The 16,014-nt window shown below is 39.6% G+C and carries 13 protein-coding genes; 11 read left to right on the top strand and 2 right to left on the bottom strand.

The window, feature by feature from the left end; all coding sequences use genetic code 11:
• The 8 genes from Q1R07_RS11310 to Q1R07_RS11275 all read left to right on the top strand — a co-directional run.
• On the top strand, positions 1–1,152 hold a 1,152-nt coding region (locus Q1R07_RS11310), incomplete at its 5' end, for an MFS transporter (protein WP_300490094.1).
• Positions 1,153–1,351: 199 nt separating this feature from the next.
• A complete protein-coding gene (locus tag Q1R07_RS11305) occupies positions 1,352–2,209 on the top strand; it encodes a hypothetical protein (RefSeq protein ID WP_300490091.1) in 858 nt (285 codons plus the stop codon).
• 18 nt (positions 2,210–2,227) lie between these two features.
• Positions 2,228–2,881, top strand: coding sequence for a tetratricopeptide repeat protein (locus tag Q1R07_RS11300; protein ID WP_300490088.1), 654 nt, complete (start codon positions 2,228–2,230; stop codon positions 2,879–2,881).
• A 97-nt stretch (positions 2,882–2,978) separates the two neighbouring features.
• Positions 2,979–3,797 carry a WGR domain-containing protein gene (locus tag Q1R07_RS11295; protein WP_300490085.1) on the top strand — a complete coding sequence of 273 codons (819 nt, stop codon included), beginning with the start codon at positions 2,979–2,981 and terminating at the stop codon, positions 3,795–3,797.
• 15 nt (positions 3,798–3,812) lie between these two features.
• The gene (locus tag Q1R07_RS11290) at positions 3,813–4,490 is read left to right on the top strand and encodes a hypothetical protein (protein WP_300490082.1); all 678 of its coding nucleotides are present in this window, start codon (positions 3,813–3,815) and stop codon (positions 4,488–4,490) included.
• Positions 4,491–4,591: 101 nt separating this feature from the next.
• Positions 4,592–6,361 (top strand): tetratricopeptide repeat protein, encoded by a 1,770-nt coding sequence (locus Q1R07_RS11285; protein ID WP_300490079.1) that lies wholly within the window; start codon positions 4,592–4,594, stop codon positions 6,359–6,361.
• A complete protein-coding gene (locus tag Q1R07_RS11280) occupies positions 6,358–8,127 on the top strand; it encodes a tetratricopeptide repeat protein (RefSeq protein WP_300490076.1) in 1,770 nt (589 codons plus the stop codon). Before Q1R07_RS11285 ends, Q1R07_RS11280 begins: the two co-directional genes overlap by 4 nt.
• Positions 8,128–8,648: 521 nt before the next feature.
• Positions 8,649–9,587 carry a hypothetical protein gene (locus tag Q1R07_RS11275; RefSeq protein ID WP_300490073.1) on the top strand — a complete coding sequence of 313 codons (939 nt, stop codon included), beginning with the start codon at positions 8,649–8,651 and terminating at the stop codon, positions 9,585–9,587.
• Positions 9,588–9,654: 67 nt separating this feature from the next.
• On the opposite strand, the gene Q1R07_RS11270 is transcribed toward Q1R07_RS11275, so the two are convergent.
• Entirely contained in the window at positions 9,655–9,891 is a 237-nt protein-coding gene (locus tag Q1R07_RS11270) for a hypothetical protein (RefSeq protein WP_300490071.1), read from the bottom strand.
• Positions 9,892–9,931: 40 nt separating this feature from the next.
• Positions 9,932–11,365: a hypothetical protein gene (locus Q1R07_RS11265; RefSeq protein WP_300490068.1), complete on the bottom strand. Its 1,434-nt coding sequence runs from the start codon at positions 11,363–11,365 to the stop codon at positions 9,932–9,934.
• A gap of 338 nt (positions 11,366–11,703) precedes the next feature.
• Here Q1R07_RS11265 and Q1R07_RS11260 point away from each other — a divergent pair, with 338 nt between their 5' ends.
• The 3 genes from Q1R07_RS11260 to Q1R07_RS11250 all read left to right on the top strand — a co-directional run bounded on the left by Q1R07_RS11260 (position 11,704) and on the right by Q1R07_RS11250 (position 15,911).
• A complete protein-coding gene (locus tag Q1R07_RS11260) occupies positions 11,704–13,851 on the top strand; it encodes a histidine kinase (protein ID WP_300490065.1) in 2,148 nt (715 codons plus the stop codon).
• A gap of 6 nt (positions 13,852–13,857) precedes the next feature.
• Entirely contained in the window at positions 13,858–14,613 is a 756-nt protein-coding gene (locus Q1R07_RS11255) for a LytTR family DNA-binding domain-containing protein (RefSeq protein WP_300490062.1), read from the top strand.
• 152 nt (positions 14,614–14,765) lie between these two features.
• Positions 14,766–15,911 carry a hypothetical protein gene (locus tag Q1R07_RS11250; RefSeq protein WP_300490059.1) on the top strand — a complete coding sequence of 382 codons (1,146 nt, stop codon included), beginning with the start codon at positions 14,766–14,768 and terminating at the stop codon, positions 15,909–15,911.
• Positions 15,912–16,014: the final 103 nt, after the last annotated feature.

Genomic DNA, 16,014 nt, shown 5'->3' with positions numbered 1-16,014 from the left:
TTGGGTTTTATCGCTGTCATTACTACCGAGTTTGGTGTTATTGGCATACTCCCTCAAATAGCCGAACATTACAAAATAAGCATCGACAAAGCTGGAATGCTACTTAGTGCTTTTGCATTAGTAATCGCATTGACCGGTCCTTTTATGACCTTATTAACGTCAGGCTTTGACCGCAAAAAAATAATGGCCTCAGCGATCCTTATCTTTCTTTTTACGGGAATCATATCCTCCTTTTCCCCTCCTTTCTGGCTGTTGATGGTGGTTCGGATGCTTCCTGCATTGCTACAGCCGGTTTATATTGCTACGGCTTTATCGGTTGCGGTTTCAAAAGGAGATAAAAAACATGAAAACGAATTGATGAGTATTGTTTTTAGCGGTGTAGCCATTGCGATGGTTTCTACCGTTCCGTTTGCAACCTGGTTAGCGAGTAAACTTTCATGGGAATATTCTTTTATCGTTCAAACTATTGTTAGCACTATTGCGCTGTTGGTGATCTATAGCTTTCTGCCCAATATGCCGGTTACCGCGAAAAAATCATACGGAAGTCAGTTGAAAATACTCACTCAACCTATATTTATCGTTAGTACGGCAATGAATTTTTTTATGATTGCCGGATGGTTTTCCACCTATAGTTACTTTGCCGAATACCTCAACAAAGCAAAAGGCATGGATAACACCATGGTGAGCTATATGCTTTTTGCCTTTGGTTGCATCGGAATTATAGCCAACCGTATTTCGGGAAAAATGCTTAACAAACATGTTGCGAATACCACTGCCCTATTTTTGTCGGGAACCATACTGATTCCGGTATTATTACATTTTTCGGGTACCAATACCATAGCCGTGTTTGTAGTGATACTACTTTGGGGATTTTTATATTCACCGAGTTTTCTAAATGCTTCTACTTATATGATTTCATCAGCACCGCAATCGTTGGAATTTGCCAACAGCCTTGCGACTTCCTTTGGTAATATGGGCGTTACAGTAGGCACTACGATAGGCGGATGGATTATAGCCACAAGAGGTGTTCAATACACACCATGGCTAACGTTGGTATTCGGTTTACTGGCTTTTTCGATGATATTGATCAGGAAATATTTGGAGCGAAAAGCATTGGTACAAACCATTGTCATAGACAACAGTAGAAAATAAGGTGTAAAAACAGTACCGTCTGCATAGCTACACAATGCTATTATTGGAAGCACCTACATTATGGATGACTGGTAAAACGAATTTCTTCCAATCCGGTACAAATTTCCAGTACATCACTACAAATAATCATTTACAAACACAAGCTGTTCATTTAAGTGGTACTTTGCAATCCAATTAACCACTATTACTTAAATTAACTATGAATTATTTTTACATCGGAGGAGGCGCAGTTGTACTTCTCATTATTTATTCGTTGTTCTCTTCAAAAAAGAACCTGAAAAAAGCACCTGAAAAACTAATCGACGCAAAGAAAAAATTTGATGATGGCGAAATCAATGCTTCCTTAAGAGCTTTAGGGGAAGCATTTGTAATCCCTTATGACAACCACGTAAAACCCGAACAGAAAATTCACCTGATCGCGGTCTTGGATCTGTTGAGAAAGGTATTTGCCGAGATGAATATTTCGGGCAGCAAACTTATCGATCCGCTTTATGACAAGCTTAGCAATTCTGTTAATGCCAATGTGGTTCTCAACGAAGGGAACTACAAACAACTACAAAATTTCTTTGATCAAACCAATACTGATGAAAAGCTGGTTAACTATCTGAAAAATTCTGTTTTTAACGGTGAGATTTCCATATCGGATGCTACTACTTCTGACAGTTCGTCATTTCCGGAAACCAGCAGCAGAACAACACCTTTTATCAATACAGCCGGAAAGCTGATCATGAGTCGCAAATACCAGGACGCAATCGATGTATATCGGAACGCACTCAACGAGGAGTGGGATGCTACCGACAAAGCGTTTCTACATGATCAATTGGCTTCGTGCTACCTTATGAATAAAGATTTGACCAATGCTGAAGCCAATTACAAAGAAAGTATTGCCATTAAATCGTATTTCCTTAACAACTGGAATTACGGCGATTTCCTGGTTTACCACAAGCGTAAAGCCGATGCCGGAGTACAGCTTCCAAAAATTGAAGCACTGATAGCGTCTCCGTCTGACAAAAAAGAATACAACAAATTGCTGAAAAATTTCGAAGCGTTAAAATAATAACCCAATCAAAAAAATATGGAACGTATTGATCACGACGAATTAAAAGCGATAATCAGCAATGATGCTTTTAGCAAATACACTCACGAACAACTATTCAGAGATACAAAATATTATTTCGAATCGATGAAATCAATGCCCTTCTTTGGGGAAGAAACGCTCGGTATATATATTGACATCTACAAAGAGCTAGGCGAAAAAGACTATAGTCCTGCGTTGTACGAACTGGGACTGCTGTATTACAACGGCGAATCCTGGTTGTCTCCGGATTATGCCGTATCGTTCGACTACCATCAAAAATCGGCTGCGTTAGGCAATGCCGATGCCATGTTTGAACTGTACGTCTATTACGCCACCGGTATCGGAACCGAAATCGATGCAGAAACGGCAACAAACTGGAACCTGAAATCGGCCAATGCGGGCAGTGACAGAGCGTGCTATAATATGGGTACTTTTTATGCCACAGGAAACAACATCCCACAGGATATGGAAAAAGCGATAACCTGGTATGACAAAGCTTCGCAGCTTGGAAATGTACGGGCAACAGAAACCCTGGGTCTGATGTATCGCTATGGTGAAGGCGTACCGCAGGACGAGGCAAAAGCCGAAGCCTACGAAAAACTGGAAGACGAACAACGCGAGGCATTTTTACGTCAAATGGACGGAATGTAATTTTTCAGAAACAAATATACATTTGTTCCCGACGAATCTTCATTAACAAATTGTAGCGCAAGATATTTCTATACCTTAGCGCTACAAATAATTTAAAATGGCAACACTATATACAATTACGGTAAAAAGCATTGAAGCAACCAAAGTAACAGCAGAAGTTCGCGTAGACCATCCCGATGCGGGAAGCGATATCGGTTCTAAAGACTTTGCTTTGCAAATATTACTTGAAACGGGACACATTGAAAGACCTTATTTCAATAAACTTCCGATTCCAATGGAAGAATGGAAAAAACTGGTAACCGAACATCCGCGAAAAGACGAATACGATGTAATGCATCAGTATAACGACGGTATGAAGCTCGACATCACACCGGAGGAAGGACAAAAAAGAAATGATCGTGAATATTCGCAAAAACACAACGAAGAACTGGCGTTACAATATGGCAAAAAAGTTTCAGCCAGCGGAATGTCGAACGGTCAATATTATGTACAATTCGATAACGAGCCATTAAAGGTAATCGATGTTGCCAACAAGGTAATACTATCGAAACCTGTAAAGCGGAAGCTTGAAAAGGATCTGTACACACTGGAGTTTGAAGTTGCCGATGCGGAATACCTGTATCACCTTAGAGAAAAAATGCGTTATGAGACCGCGGCATGGAACCTTTCCTCCTATTATAAATCGGAAATAAAAGTGGCAGAAGGCGAAGCAGTACTACTTCACTATAAAGATGCCAAAAGCGATAAGTTCTGGCAGATTATACAGAATGGTGCCACATTAAATATTACCTACGGAAAAACAGGAACCGCCGGTCAAAAAAACGTAAAAGAATTGGATTCCGTGCAAAAAGCCGAAAAGGAGCGCGACAAGCTGATCAACGAAAAGCTGGGTAAAGGATATACAAGAACAAACTAATTCAACGTGTTAATTATGGGTTTATTTAATTTTTTCAAAAAAAACAATCAGGCCGAGCCGAAAAAAGAAAAAAGCACTTCCGAAAATCCTTCCGCTTCTATTTCGCGCGAGCAAATGCATGATGCGTTAACATCGGCGATAGACGATCGGGATTTTAATGAAATACAGACACTAATGAGTGCCGTTACTAAAGATAATGCCCCTTCTATTTATCTGGCGCTTAATTTTGAAGATTCCTGGTTTCCTGAAAAAGGTTATGACCGAATAATAGACAGTATGGCTCATAACCAATTCGTAGACCTCAATGAAACCAAAGACGGCAAAACACCGCTTACTATGATTGCCGAAGCCTGTCATAATGCTACAGCTATCTATGCCCGAATCGTTGAATCGTTGCTTAACGGCGGCGCAGATGCGAATAAAACTGATCATTTGGGATGGAGCGCACTTGCATATACAATAAACAAACATGGAGTATCCCCTACTATTATCCAAAAACTCATCGACGCCGGATCAAACCTGAACCTCGTTGTTGAAAGTGACGATTTTATAGGACTCAACGAAAGAAGCATACTGGGAATGGCTTACTACAACAATAAAGATTTCTTTGCCCAACTTAAAGAAAAAGGAGCCGTAATGACCGACGAAGAAATTGAAGAGTTACAGGACAGAGGGTATTCATTGGAACTGTAAAACGACATCATTGCTATAGCCGGGTAATACTACCTAATAACAGTATTACCCGGCTATAGTTTTAATTGCATGAGCCGTAAAAACCCGAAGCGCCGGAAACAATGAAAAACTTTAAAATCAATTGGTTATATATATTATACTGCATTCTTTTCGATGCGGCCGGCCTCCTTTATGCCCAGGATTATAAACGCATCGACTCACTACAATATGTAGCCGATACCTACAGCAGAGCCGGACAGAACTACAAGGCTGCCATTGCGCAATTGGATGTAGATGTCGCCTTTATGGTAGCCGACAGGCCACTTCGGGACAGGTCGGCCTATCGCACCGCACAAGCCTATGTCAGATCCCGGAAATATGACGAAGCCTTTTATCAGGTTACCAGAGCATTTGAAGGAATGTGCCTGTCTAACGACTCCATTGGTATTGCCTATTGCTACAGCGTAATGGGTCAGATCTTCGGATTTAAAAAAGATTACACCAAAGCAGCCGGTTATCACCATAAAGCACTAAATATTCTCAAAAGAAACGCGCATCAAAAAGAAAACACGGCTACGGCCAAGGTACTTTATGCCAATTTTTTTATCAGTCAGAAGAAATATGCAGAAGCATTACAACCACTATCTGAAGCGCTTGCCGTAACAACCGGCACCGGTTTTTATAATGCTAAAGCTTACATAATGGACCAACTGGGCTTTTGCCATGCCATGCTCGGCAATTCCCAAAAGGCAAAACAGTATTACCGCGCGGCATTGGCCCATGAAAAAACAAATCGATATGTCGATATCCGGATGCGCATTTTAAAGCATTTGGGAGAATGCTATCTTTCCGGTAACGACATTCCAAAAGCGAAGTCTTTTTTGGAGCAATGCATTGCGTTAAAACCCTTAGACGAGGAAAGCGAAGATTATGTTCTGGCCAACCGGCTATTGGCAGAATTATATGAAAAACAAAGCAACTACGAACAGGCGTATCGTTACAGAATAGAAGCGGTACAAGCCAAAATGGGATTGATGAGTGAGGCAATGCTTACCAATACCGAAGCCCGTTCGGTAAAATTCGATACCGAACAACTGGCACTGCAAAACAGCCTTCTTCAGGCTACCACCGAAACACAAAAAATTGAAGCACAACAGGCGAATGCCAAAAAGAACGTATTCCTGTTCGGTTTTATATTTACCATTATCGTGTTGATCACTCTTCTGATATTTTTATATTTTTACTTCAGACAGAAAAGAGCCATCGCGGCCAACAGAAACAACGAACTGAAACAGCAATTACTGCTTACACAAATGAATCCGCATTTTATCTTCAACTCCGTCGATACCATACAAAACCTTATTTACGAAGATAAAAATGACGAAGCTGTTGCTTATCTCTCGAAATTTTCACAACTTACCCTTCAGATACTGGAGAACTCTTCGCTACAATACATCAGTCTCAAAGAAGAAATCAACATGACGGTGAACTACCTGGCGATACAACAACTGCTTTATAATAATTTCGATTATAAAATCATCGCAGAAGACGGGATTAATACCGAAACAACCTTCATTCCTCCGATGCTCACGCAGCCATTTATCGAAAATGCTGTAAAACACGGAATCGCCGGAAAAAAATCAGACGGCAGCATACAAATCCGATTCTATAAAAAGCGCAACAAGCTTTATTTTGAAGTAACAGATAACGGAAAAGGCCTTAGCGGAGAAACAAGAGAAGGTCACAGGTCTATGGCTACAAAAATTACATCCGAAAGGCTCTATGCCACACAGGAGACGATTGAAATCGCCAACATCATTGATAACGGCATTGTAAAAGGCACCGTTAGCCGTTTTGCGATTCCGTACAAAATAAAGAACAACCTTGCATGAAGCAATTCTGTATTGTATACTTCGTTTCCTGTTTCCTGTTGTTTTTACCGCAGACAGTGATTGCACAACATAATAACGGGAAAACTTCGCCCGAAATGCAGGTCGACATTCTGAATCGTTTGGGAACGACCTACAATGAAAAAGGAAATTTTGAAAAAGCCGAATCGCTGTTTCAGAAAGCCATAGCCCTTTGCCGAATGCACAAGTTCGACAAAAAACTAGGTCAGAGTCTGTATAACCTTTCATCACTGTATACCGAAACCGCTAATTACGAAACCGCGATAAAACTTGGCGAAGAATGTGTGGAAGTCCTCCAGAAACAAGACGATAAGGAGACCGTTGCCAAAAGTCTGATGAACCTTGAAACATGTTGGCGAAAGAGTGGAATGTTTATCAACGGAATGATCTATGCCGACAGTGCTGTAAAAGCTTTAAGACCTTTAAAAAAAGATACCCTACTGGAACTGGCGCTTTGGCGACAAGGAGAAGTATACCGAAAAATAAATACCGAACGGGCTATCCCCATGCTGAAAGAAGCGTTGGTTTTGGCACAAAGAATACCGGAATTGTACAACCTGGATAACATTTACAATTCGTTGGGGCAATGCTATATCGAACCCTATACTACAGTATATAACACCGAAATTGCCGAACACTATTTCCGGATGGCTTTGCAGGCTGCGTTACAGTATGACAAAGTGGATGTGAACGATAACCGTATCCAATACGGAAAAATATGCACCGTTAACGAAAAGTACAAAGAAGCAGAACATCAATTAAAGCTCGTGTACCGCGATGCCTTAGCCGCCAATAACAACGATCGGCTTTCGGTAGCTGCCTTTTGCCTTGGTGAGCTGTATTTTGCGATGAACCGTTTTCAAACCGCCTCCCGTTATCTGAAGGAACACGAATTGCTTGAAGAACGGTACGATGCCGCACAAAAAAAAATTACGACCGATAAGATGGCCTTTAACTTTAAAACCGGAAGAGTCGAAACGCTAAACAAGCTCCTTAAACAGCAGCGCGAACTACAACGGGTGAAACAGGAACAAGTAAGCTTCCGCAATAACGTAAAAATAGGCATTTCGGTAGCTGTAACGCTTTTTCTGGTTACCGTTACATTGGTATTGTACCGGTTTAACAAAAGGAAAAATCTACTGCTATCCAAAAAGAGCGCTACGTTACGCCAGCAATTACTACTCACACAAATGAGTCCCCATTTTATAACGTCATCGATCGAGAGCATACAAAACCTCATCCGGGAAGACAAGCCGGATATAGCCGCCTCCTATCTTTCCAAATTCACCCGTCTGACCCGACAAATACTGGAAAGCAGTACGGGCGACTCTATTTCGCTGGATGAAGAGATCGCCATGATAACCAACTATCTCACGGTTCAGCAGTTGCTTTATCCCGGCGGCTTTAATTTTACGGTTGATGACGACGGTATGGATACCGAGGCCATTTACCTTCCACCAATGCTCACGCAGCCGTTGCTTACCAATGCCATAAAAAGAATAACAGGTTCCAACCAACATTCGATTGCCGTACAATTACTGTTAAAAGACAACAAGCTGTTGATTTGCGTAAGCGACTCCGGCGGACCGTTACAACCCGGTGAGCAACAACGTATTTTGGAATTGCGGGATATAAGCATAACCGCAGAAAGGCTTGAGGCTCCGGTAACCGTAAAAAATACAACCCTCGAAGATGGCACGGTCGGTGTAATGACACAGTTGGAAATACAGTACGTTACCGATGACTAATAGGACGCTTTTATTACAATCGCCTACAAACTTTCAATAAACAACTACGAATAATCATTTACAAATACAGACATCTTATTAAGTCGTAATTTGCACACTATAACGGGATATCCAAACCATAGACTCCACCCTTATAAAAGAGTTTAGAGTCTAAAAGTTTACGATTTCAGAGAAGAGAATCCGATGCAAAAAAGTAACAGTTGTCGGAACGATTCGAAACAGAAAAATTTATCATACACTATGGATTGATATAATATCCCGCTATACATCACATTTTCAAATTACGAATTCTTTATTAAATTAAGAAATTAGCGATAACTTTTTTATCACGGTATTGTAGAAATAATTTTTATTGTTATTTTAGCTTGTTTGCTCCATAAAGGCACAGTACTTATACCATTAAAAATAAAGCAATACGGATTCTTAAATAAAGGTCGGTATAAAGCGTAAACAGACAGCTGATTATTCAGAAAATTTAAAGATTCAGATAACCAAAAAGAAATTAAACACTAAAAATAATTATGGGATTTTTTGACAAAATTAAAAGCATGGTGGGTGTCACCGGCGTAAAACTGGAATATACACGGGTAGAGAGCCCATGGCCGTACTTCGATCCGATGATCAAAGCCACTATAAGCGTAAAGGCGGGTAAAGATGCCGTGACCATTATCGGTACAAAAGGTACTTTTTATGCCAAACGTACTGTAAACGGTACGGAAGAAAAAATCGTATTGGGAACCGACATCAGCAACCCTGAAAATTGTGCTAGTACACAACGCAACGGTGTGTTTGTCGATGAATTCCCATGTGCTTTAGAAGCCGAAGGTGAAGTTTCTTTCACATTTTTCATCAACGATATGGACGTACCTGCCGCGTTGGCCGAGTGGGGTGGCGAAACGCCAGCCAGTGCCAAAGCAAATGGTATTACTTTTTTCCTTGAAGGAGAAGTAGATGTAAAAGAAACACTCGATTTGTTCGACCCTACCCTGACACAGGAAGTTGAGGTTTATCACAACGAAATCAAACAACAACCGGAATACCAGGAGGAAGACAACTTTAGCGATAGTATTTATAATACCGTCATTGCATTGGAAGAAGACGATGACGATGATGAAATTACGTTTACACCGGAGCAACGCAAACTGATCCTTTCGGACGATTACGAGATCGAATACTCGTTGGATGGCATGGAAGTGCTTGCACTATACAGTCTGGGTCAGATGCACGGAAAAGTGGTACGTCTGAAAGACATTATTTTTGACAACCCTAGAGTAGGTCTATTTAAGATTGAACACATTAACGGACATCGAAATCTGGATTTCAGTAATCCGGATCTTTGGAGAAGCATTACCGTGGATTCTATTTCCATTACCTTCTCCAAACCGAACGAATGGGGACATGATGCCAGTAAATTTACAAGCCTTTTCCACATCAAGAATATTGCCTTACTAAAGCAATAGTAAAACACAATAGAAACGCCCGTATATAACGGGCGTTTTTTTTTGATAAAATCAGAATTAATAAAGGCTATTCGGTATCGATTATTTTCCCCAACTGCTCTGCCAGGTCATTAGTCCCGTCATTACTATTCGTGATCTGCCATTTATCACCGTCAAATTTAGAAATCATAATACGCTTTCCATCGCTCAATTGAAAGGTATAATAAATAAAATTGGTCGTTTTATCGACATTCCCGAAAATTTTTGCCGTATGGATTTCGCCTCCAATGGTGATATCCGTTATAAATAAAGGTTCCTGTTGCATATGCGCACTGTATTATAGCTCAATGTTGTTTATTAAAGTGTTATACGTACGAAACCGGTATGGTATGAAACGATCCATCCGCTTCAAATGCTTTGATCATGTTCATACGGGTAGCTGTTTTTACCGCTTCATCCGAATTGGAGAGCTTATCCTTACCAAACCACTCTTTTCCGAACGGTTTTACACTTATCAGTGCTACTTCTTCAATATTCAGTCGTATATGTTTCGGAAGGCTTTTCGATCCAAGGGTTAGCAACGTACCAAAAGGTTTCTTAGCATCGTACTGCGTACTATTAAAGAATGTAGTCGGTTCATTATTGGCATCATTGTCCCTAATCACCCAAGTCTCCACATCGGCAGTGTTAAACTGTAATGTAAGCGATTCAAATTTTTCAATCAGCTCCTTAAACTTACCATGTCTCAAAGCCACTTGCGTCACACTGTTGAGTAAAGCCAGCGCATAATGATCTCTTACTTTATAGAACGGCACAATGCTGTCAAATTCTAAATAGTACTCTGCTCCTGTTCCATTATAAGCCAATTCCTTATCCTCTTGTTCTTTAGCATAAATATCCGAAAGACCGTCGGTTATTACAATAGTTGTATTTTCGGTATAAATCACACGGAATTTCGCGGCAATCGTTCCCGAAGTATATCCCGGCCAGTTATGATCCCGGAAACCACCAATGTTCAGGTATAGTATTTCGTCATGCAAGGTTCCAACCGACCTGAAAAACTCATGACGCAGGCGAATGGCTTCGGCAGTTGCTTCTTTTCTTTTGGCGAAAGCCGGGTCCAGGTCCACAGAAGCATCTTCAATAGCATGCAGACCATGTTCGGGGAATGCCGGTTCGGTTTGTACAGTAAGTTTGTCATTTTCCAGATGGAACCAAATGCGTTGCAACTGCTCACCTAGCGCAGTATTCAACAAGTCCATTCCAAGTCCGTAAAAAGAATCCTGAGAAAACGTCTTGTTTTCAAACGCAACGCTATAGTTCCCTGCAATATTAATCTTATCGGCCTGTTCTACAAAATCCCCCATACCCGTAGCTTTTTTAAAAGCGCCCTGATCAATAACCCGCATGGTATTTTCAAGAAGCTCTTCTTTGATGCCCGAAATAAGCTCGGCCACGCCATATATCTGCATCGCTACCGGCTGATCTTTAACAAAAGTAAACCGCACCTTCGTATTTCCGGGCAGATCGTTGTAAAGCCCATCAAGGTCGGCACTGCCACGCAATTCACTTATATTTTCGCGTAATTCTCGTAGTTCTTTATTTAACTTCTTTCTTTCTTTTTCAGGAAGATTTGTATTATGATTGTATTTTATACCGTCTTTGGTATAAAATATACCACTGCTTTGAGCGCCGTAGGTACTTTTGGTTACATCTTTATGATACGATTTACCGGTTTCAAGATAAGGGCTATAGGCTTCGCCTATGGTGCGCATCAGTTCAAGTTTTTTAGCATCCATTATAAAGGGATATAAGATTAAGGTTATAAGTATATATGCTAAAGATAAAGTTTAATCTTACAATAAAAAGGACAAATGAAAATTTGTAGCCATTTATAACAATTTAGTTGCATCACAATGAAAATTCGTAGCGCTACATTCTTTTTTTTACAAGAGTTAACAACAAAAAAATGAATCTCTTTTTATTGAAATTAACATCTCGAAAACAGCGTCATTATTTAAAATTTTACGTACAAATACGTAACAGTAAAGCAGTGAATTTGGTGCTTTATTTCTAAAAAAGTTATTTTTTTATTACTTACATTTAACGTCGAATTTATAACCTCCAAAATTCCGTTATGTTTAAAACTACTTGGCTAGCCACTGTAATTGTATTTTTCTTCATTTCTTCGACTGGTTATGCTCAGGATAAGACAATTGACTCCATAAATACTATTCTCGCCAATCCTAAAACCAACGATATGGTTCGCATAAACACTATTTTTGCGGGGATGGATAACTCTGTTGGCTGGAGCAAACAACACATTGCTTATTACAACCAATTGCTTCCTATTTTTTCCAAAGGACTCAAAATGGATAATCTCACTCCAGAGATGAAGAAAGAATATAAGTATGCTGCCGGATCTTATTACTACAATATCGCCAAAAAAGAAACCTTTGATGGAGATACTAAAGCACCGGGGCATTTTGATATGGCCATAAAATATTGGAAAGAAACGAAAGATTATAAAACCATGGCCATGGCCATGATTGGCAAAGGCACTTACTATCGAAAATTGGCCGATTGGCCCAAAACTTTTGAAAACTTTTTTGAAGCGCTTAAATACTACGAAAGCATCAAAAACGAATCCGGTATATCACATGTGAATCAGGAAATCGGAACAACCTGTATAGCACAACAAGATTGGGAAAAGGCAATTGTTTACTTAAAAAAATCTCTGGTTTATTTTGACGTTCCGGAATCCGAATTATGGAAAAGCGACCGACATACAATTGCGGTTATCTACAACAATATAGGAGTTGCCTACACGCGACTTAAAAAATTATCGGAAGCGCACAAAAGCTACCTGAGAGCCTACGAAATCATAAAACCAAACAAAGATCCACAGGCAGAATCACTGGTATTGGTACAGTTGGCGAATTCCAGTAGCGACATGGGCGATAGTGCTCAGGCACAAATCTACCTCGATCAGGCGTTGGCTTTATGTAAAGATGACCTTTCCAGACAGGGCGTATATGGAAATGCTGCTAGAATCTTTCACAAATCAAAAAATTATGAAAAAGCAGCTGAATATGGTGAAATGTGTTATGCACTCACTTCAAAATTAAAAAACATTAGTTCCAGAACCGGTATGAGTAACTTATTGTATCGGATCTACAAGGATAGCGGACAATATGACAAGGCACTTAAAAAATACGAAGCCTGGATCGCTGTAAAAGATTCGAGCAATACGGAAGCCTCAAAAAACGAGTTGGCACAACAACGGCTGAAATACGATTTTGAAAGAAAAGAACTGCAGCAAAAAATCCTGCAGCAACAGAAATTAACCGCTGTTAAATTAGAACAACAAAAGCATTTATCGGTCATCAAGCTCGAAAACGAAAAGAAATCGGCACTGGAAACATCCCGAAATAAATTGGCGCAACAACGGCTGAAATACGATTTTGAGAAAAAGACACTTAACCAGAAGTTAGTTCAGGGCAAAAAAGTAGCTGCCATTAAACTCGAAGGCGAAAAGAAAACGGCCGTTAAAAACAACTGGCTCATCGGACTTTCGGGCGCGCTTTTATTGTTTCTTTTGGGAGGTTACTTTTATTACCGAAATACCAAACAAAAACAAGCGATTACGGTGCTCGAAAAAGACCAGATCAAACAGAAACTATTGGTTACACAAATGAATCCGCATTTTATTTTTAATTCTATCGATAACATTCAGGGGCTAATTCAGGATAAACAAGACAAAGAAGCGGTCGATTACCTGAGTAAATTTTCAAAACTGACACGTCAGATTCTTGAAAACTCCAACGAAAACTATATTTCGCTTTCGGAAGAAGTTGAAATGACACAGAATTATCTGGCGATTCAGCAACTTTTATACAACAATAAATTCAACTATACCATTTCTATCGAAGACGCAATTGATTCGGAAACCATCTTTTTACCGCCAATGCTAACGCAGCCGTTTATTGAAAATGCAATCAAGCACGGTTTAAGCAATAAATCGGAAGAAGGTATGATTTCCATTCATTTTTATCTGAAGGAAGCCAAATTATTCTTTGAAGTCACCGATAACGGAAAAGGATTTGAAACCGACAAAAAAACAACCAATCACAAATCATTGGCGATGACCATTACCAAAGAACGTTTGATTGGTTATACCAAAAATCAGGATTTTCTGGTACAAACCGATAATATTATGGATCAGCATACCAATATTGTGGGTGCTAAAGTTTCCTTTGAAATCCCTTACATTTACGAAAATTAATTACCTATGTTAAAAGCTGTTGTCATCGACGATATTGAAACCATTCGAAAGAAAAATATCGCCACCATAAAATCAAACTGTCCCAATATTGCTATTATTGGCCAAGCCGATTCGGTAACATCAGGAGTAAGTCTTATCAAACAATTGGCGCCGGATATTGTTTTTCTTGACGTGGAAATGCCCGACGGAACCGGTTTTGATTTGCTTCAAAAGCTACAACCTATTAATTTTAAAGTAATCTTCATTACAGGTTACGAAGACTTTGCCATCCGGGCTTTTCGTTTTTCAGCTATTGATTACCTGCTAAAACCTTTGGATCCGGCCGATTTGGTGGAAGCCGTTAAAAAGGCGGAAGAATCGATTAGCAAGGAAGTTTTTGATATAAAACTCAACAACTTGTTTAGCAATCTGGAAAGACCCAAAAATTTGCAAAAATTGGTTCTTAAAACAGCCGATCGTATTTATTCGGTCAATATTCAGGATATCGTGCATTGCGAATCGGATAAAAATTACACTACTTTTAATTTTATTAATGCGCCAAAACTCATTGTTTCAACTAATCTGAAAGAATACGAAACGATGTTGGCGCCTCACAATTTCTTCAGAACGCACCAATCGCATTTGATCAATATGGCCTATTTCGACCATTTTATTAAATCGGATGGCGGTAATACGGTTGTCATGAAAAACAAGACATCCATTCCCCTTTCCGTACGCAAAAAAGAGGAGTTTCTGGTTTTGCTTGAAAACCTTCATGTATAAATAGCACTAAAACGAATTTTCGTCCAATTTCTACGAATATCTTCCAAAAACAAACAGATATTCATTAGTCAAAATTCTCATTTTTCTTTGATTTATTATTGCATCGTAATTCCGAATAAAGGTCTTGCATTCAACCAATAATCAGAAAAAAAATGAAACAAAAATTAGTAATCATTGGACTATTGCTTGGTTCGATTACCAGCTCCAATGCGCAGCTTTTAGGTAAAATCCGAAATACTGCAAATCAAGCCAATAACGCAGTCGAAACGGTAAAAAAAGCCGAAGAAGCTGTTGATACAGGTGAAAAAGTTGCCAAAAAGGTAAAAAATAAAGGCGGTGCTTCCAGCGGAACGTCTTCCTTAAAACTGGACTGGAATATGTACAAACAAACGCCGGCAGTTACTTTTAATTCCTTATTGTACGGAACATCAATAGGAACAGGTGGTCTAACCCGATTTTCCGGGTATACGGCTACTTTTGTTCCAAACAAAACAGCTAGTGGTGCTACCGTAAACACCGTTCATGACCAGGCCGAATTTCTAAAAATTAAAGTATATAAAGGGGATCAATACATCACGTACTTCGAATATGACGGATTCCAACAATTTGACGATGGCAAAAAAATAAAGTACAATACTCCTGACAGCCGATACAAACGCGATGGCGAATGGGTTGGTGGAACTGAAATTGATGTTAAAAAATGGGGTACCGGCGAATACCGACTTGATTTTATCGCAGGTGATAAAATGTACTATTCGTTTAATTTCGAAATTCAAAAACTAACGAATCCCGACGCCTACTCTGCCATGAACGAAATGTACGTAACACGCGGTCCGTGGAATGATTATGCCTATATGAATTATGATGAATCCGGGAACCTGGTTTTTGGATATTATCTTAACCACGAAGAATTCAAGCCCGATCCGGCCAACAGCCGAAAAACAAATAAAAGTGTAAAATGGAGCGTGAAAGTTCTAAAAGACAACAAGCCATTTGCACAACAATACGGAACGGGAGCTCCAAATGTGGCTCAGGTAGAGCAAGCTAAATGGAATGAATACCGATGTGCTTTAAAATTGGTAGACAAACCGGGAGAATTCAAATTTGCCAACCTTACGGACGGTGCCTATAAAGTGGAACTATCTATTGAAGGAGAAACAAAACCGCGAAAATATAGCTTTGCTGTAAAAGATAAAAGAATCGTACAAAGTCCGGAGCAGGACAGAACTAAAAATACCGATCCAACAAGACTGATCGAAGGTTGGAACGATTATTTCTGGATGAAACTGGAAAAATAAAAACAATACCCTTTACCATTATTTTTTCACCATTCACTTGAATCCGTGAAAAAATAATGGTACCCTTTTTACAAACCGATTACCCTTCAACTAAAATTCAATT

The sequence above is a fragment of the Flavobacterium sp. genome (assembly GCF_030146175.1).
Lineage (GTDB): Bacteria > Bacteroidota > Bacteroidia > Flavobacteriales > Flavobacteriaceae > Flavobacterium.
Note: the sequence above shows the minus strand (reverse complement) of the source record. Positions and strands in the feature narration are given on the sequence as shown.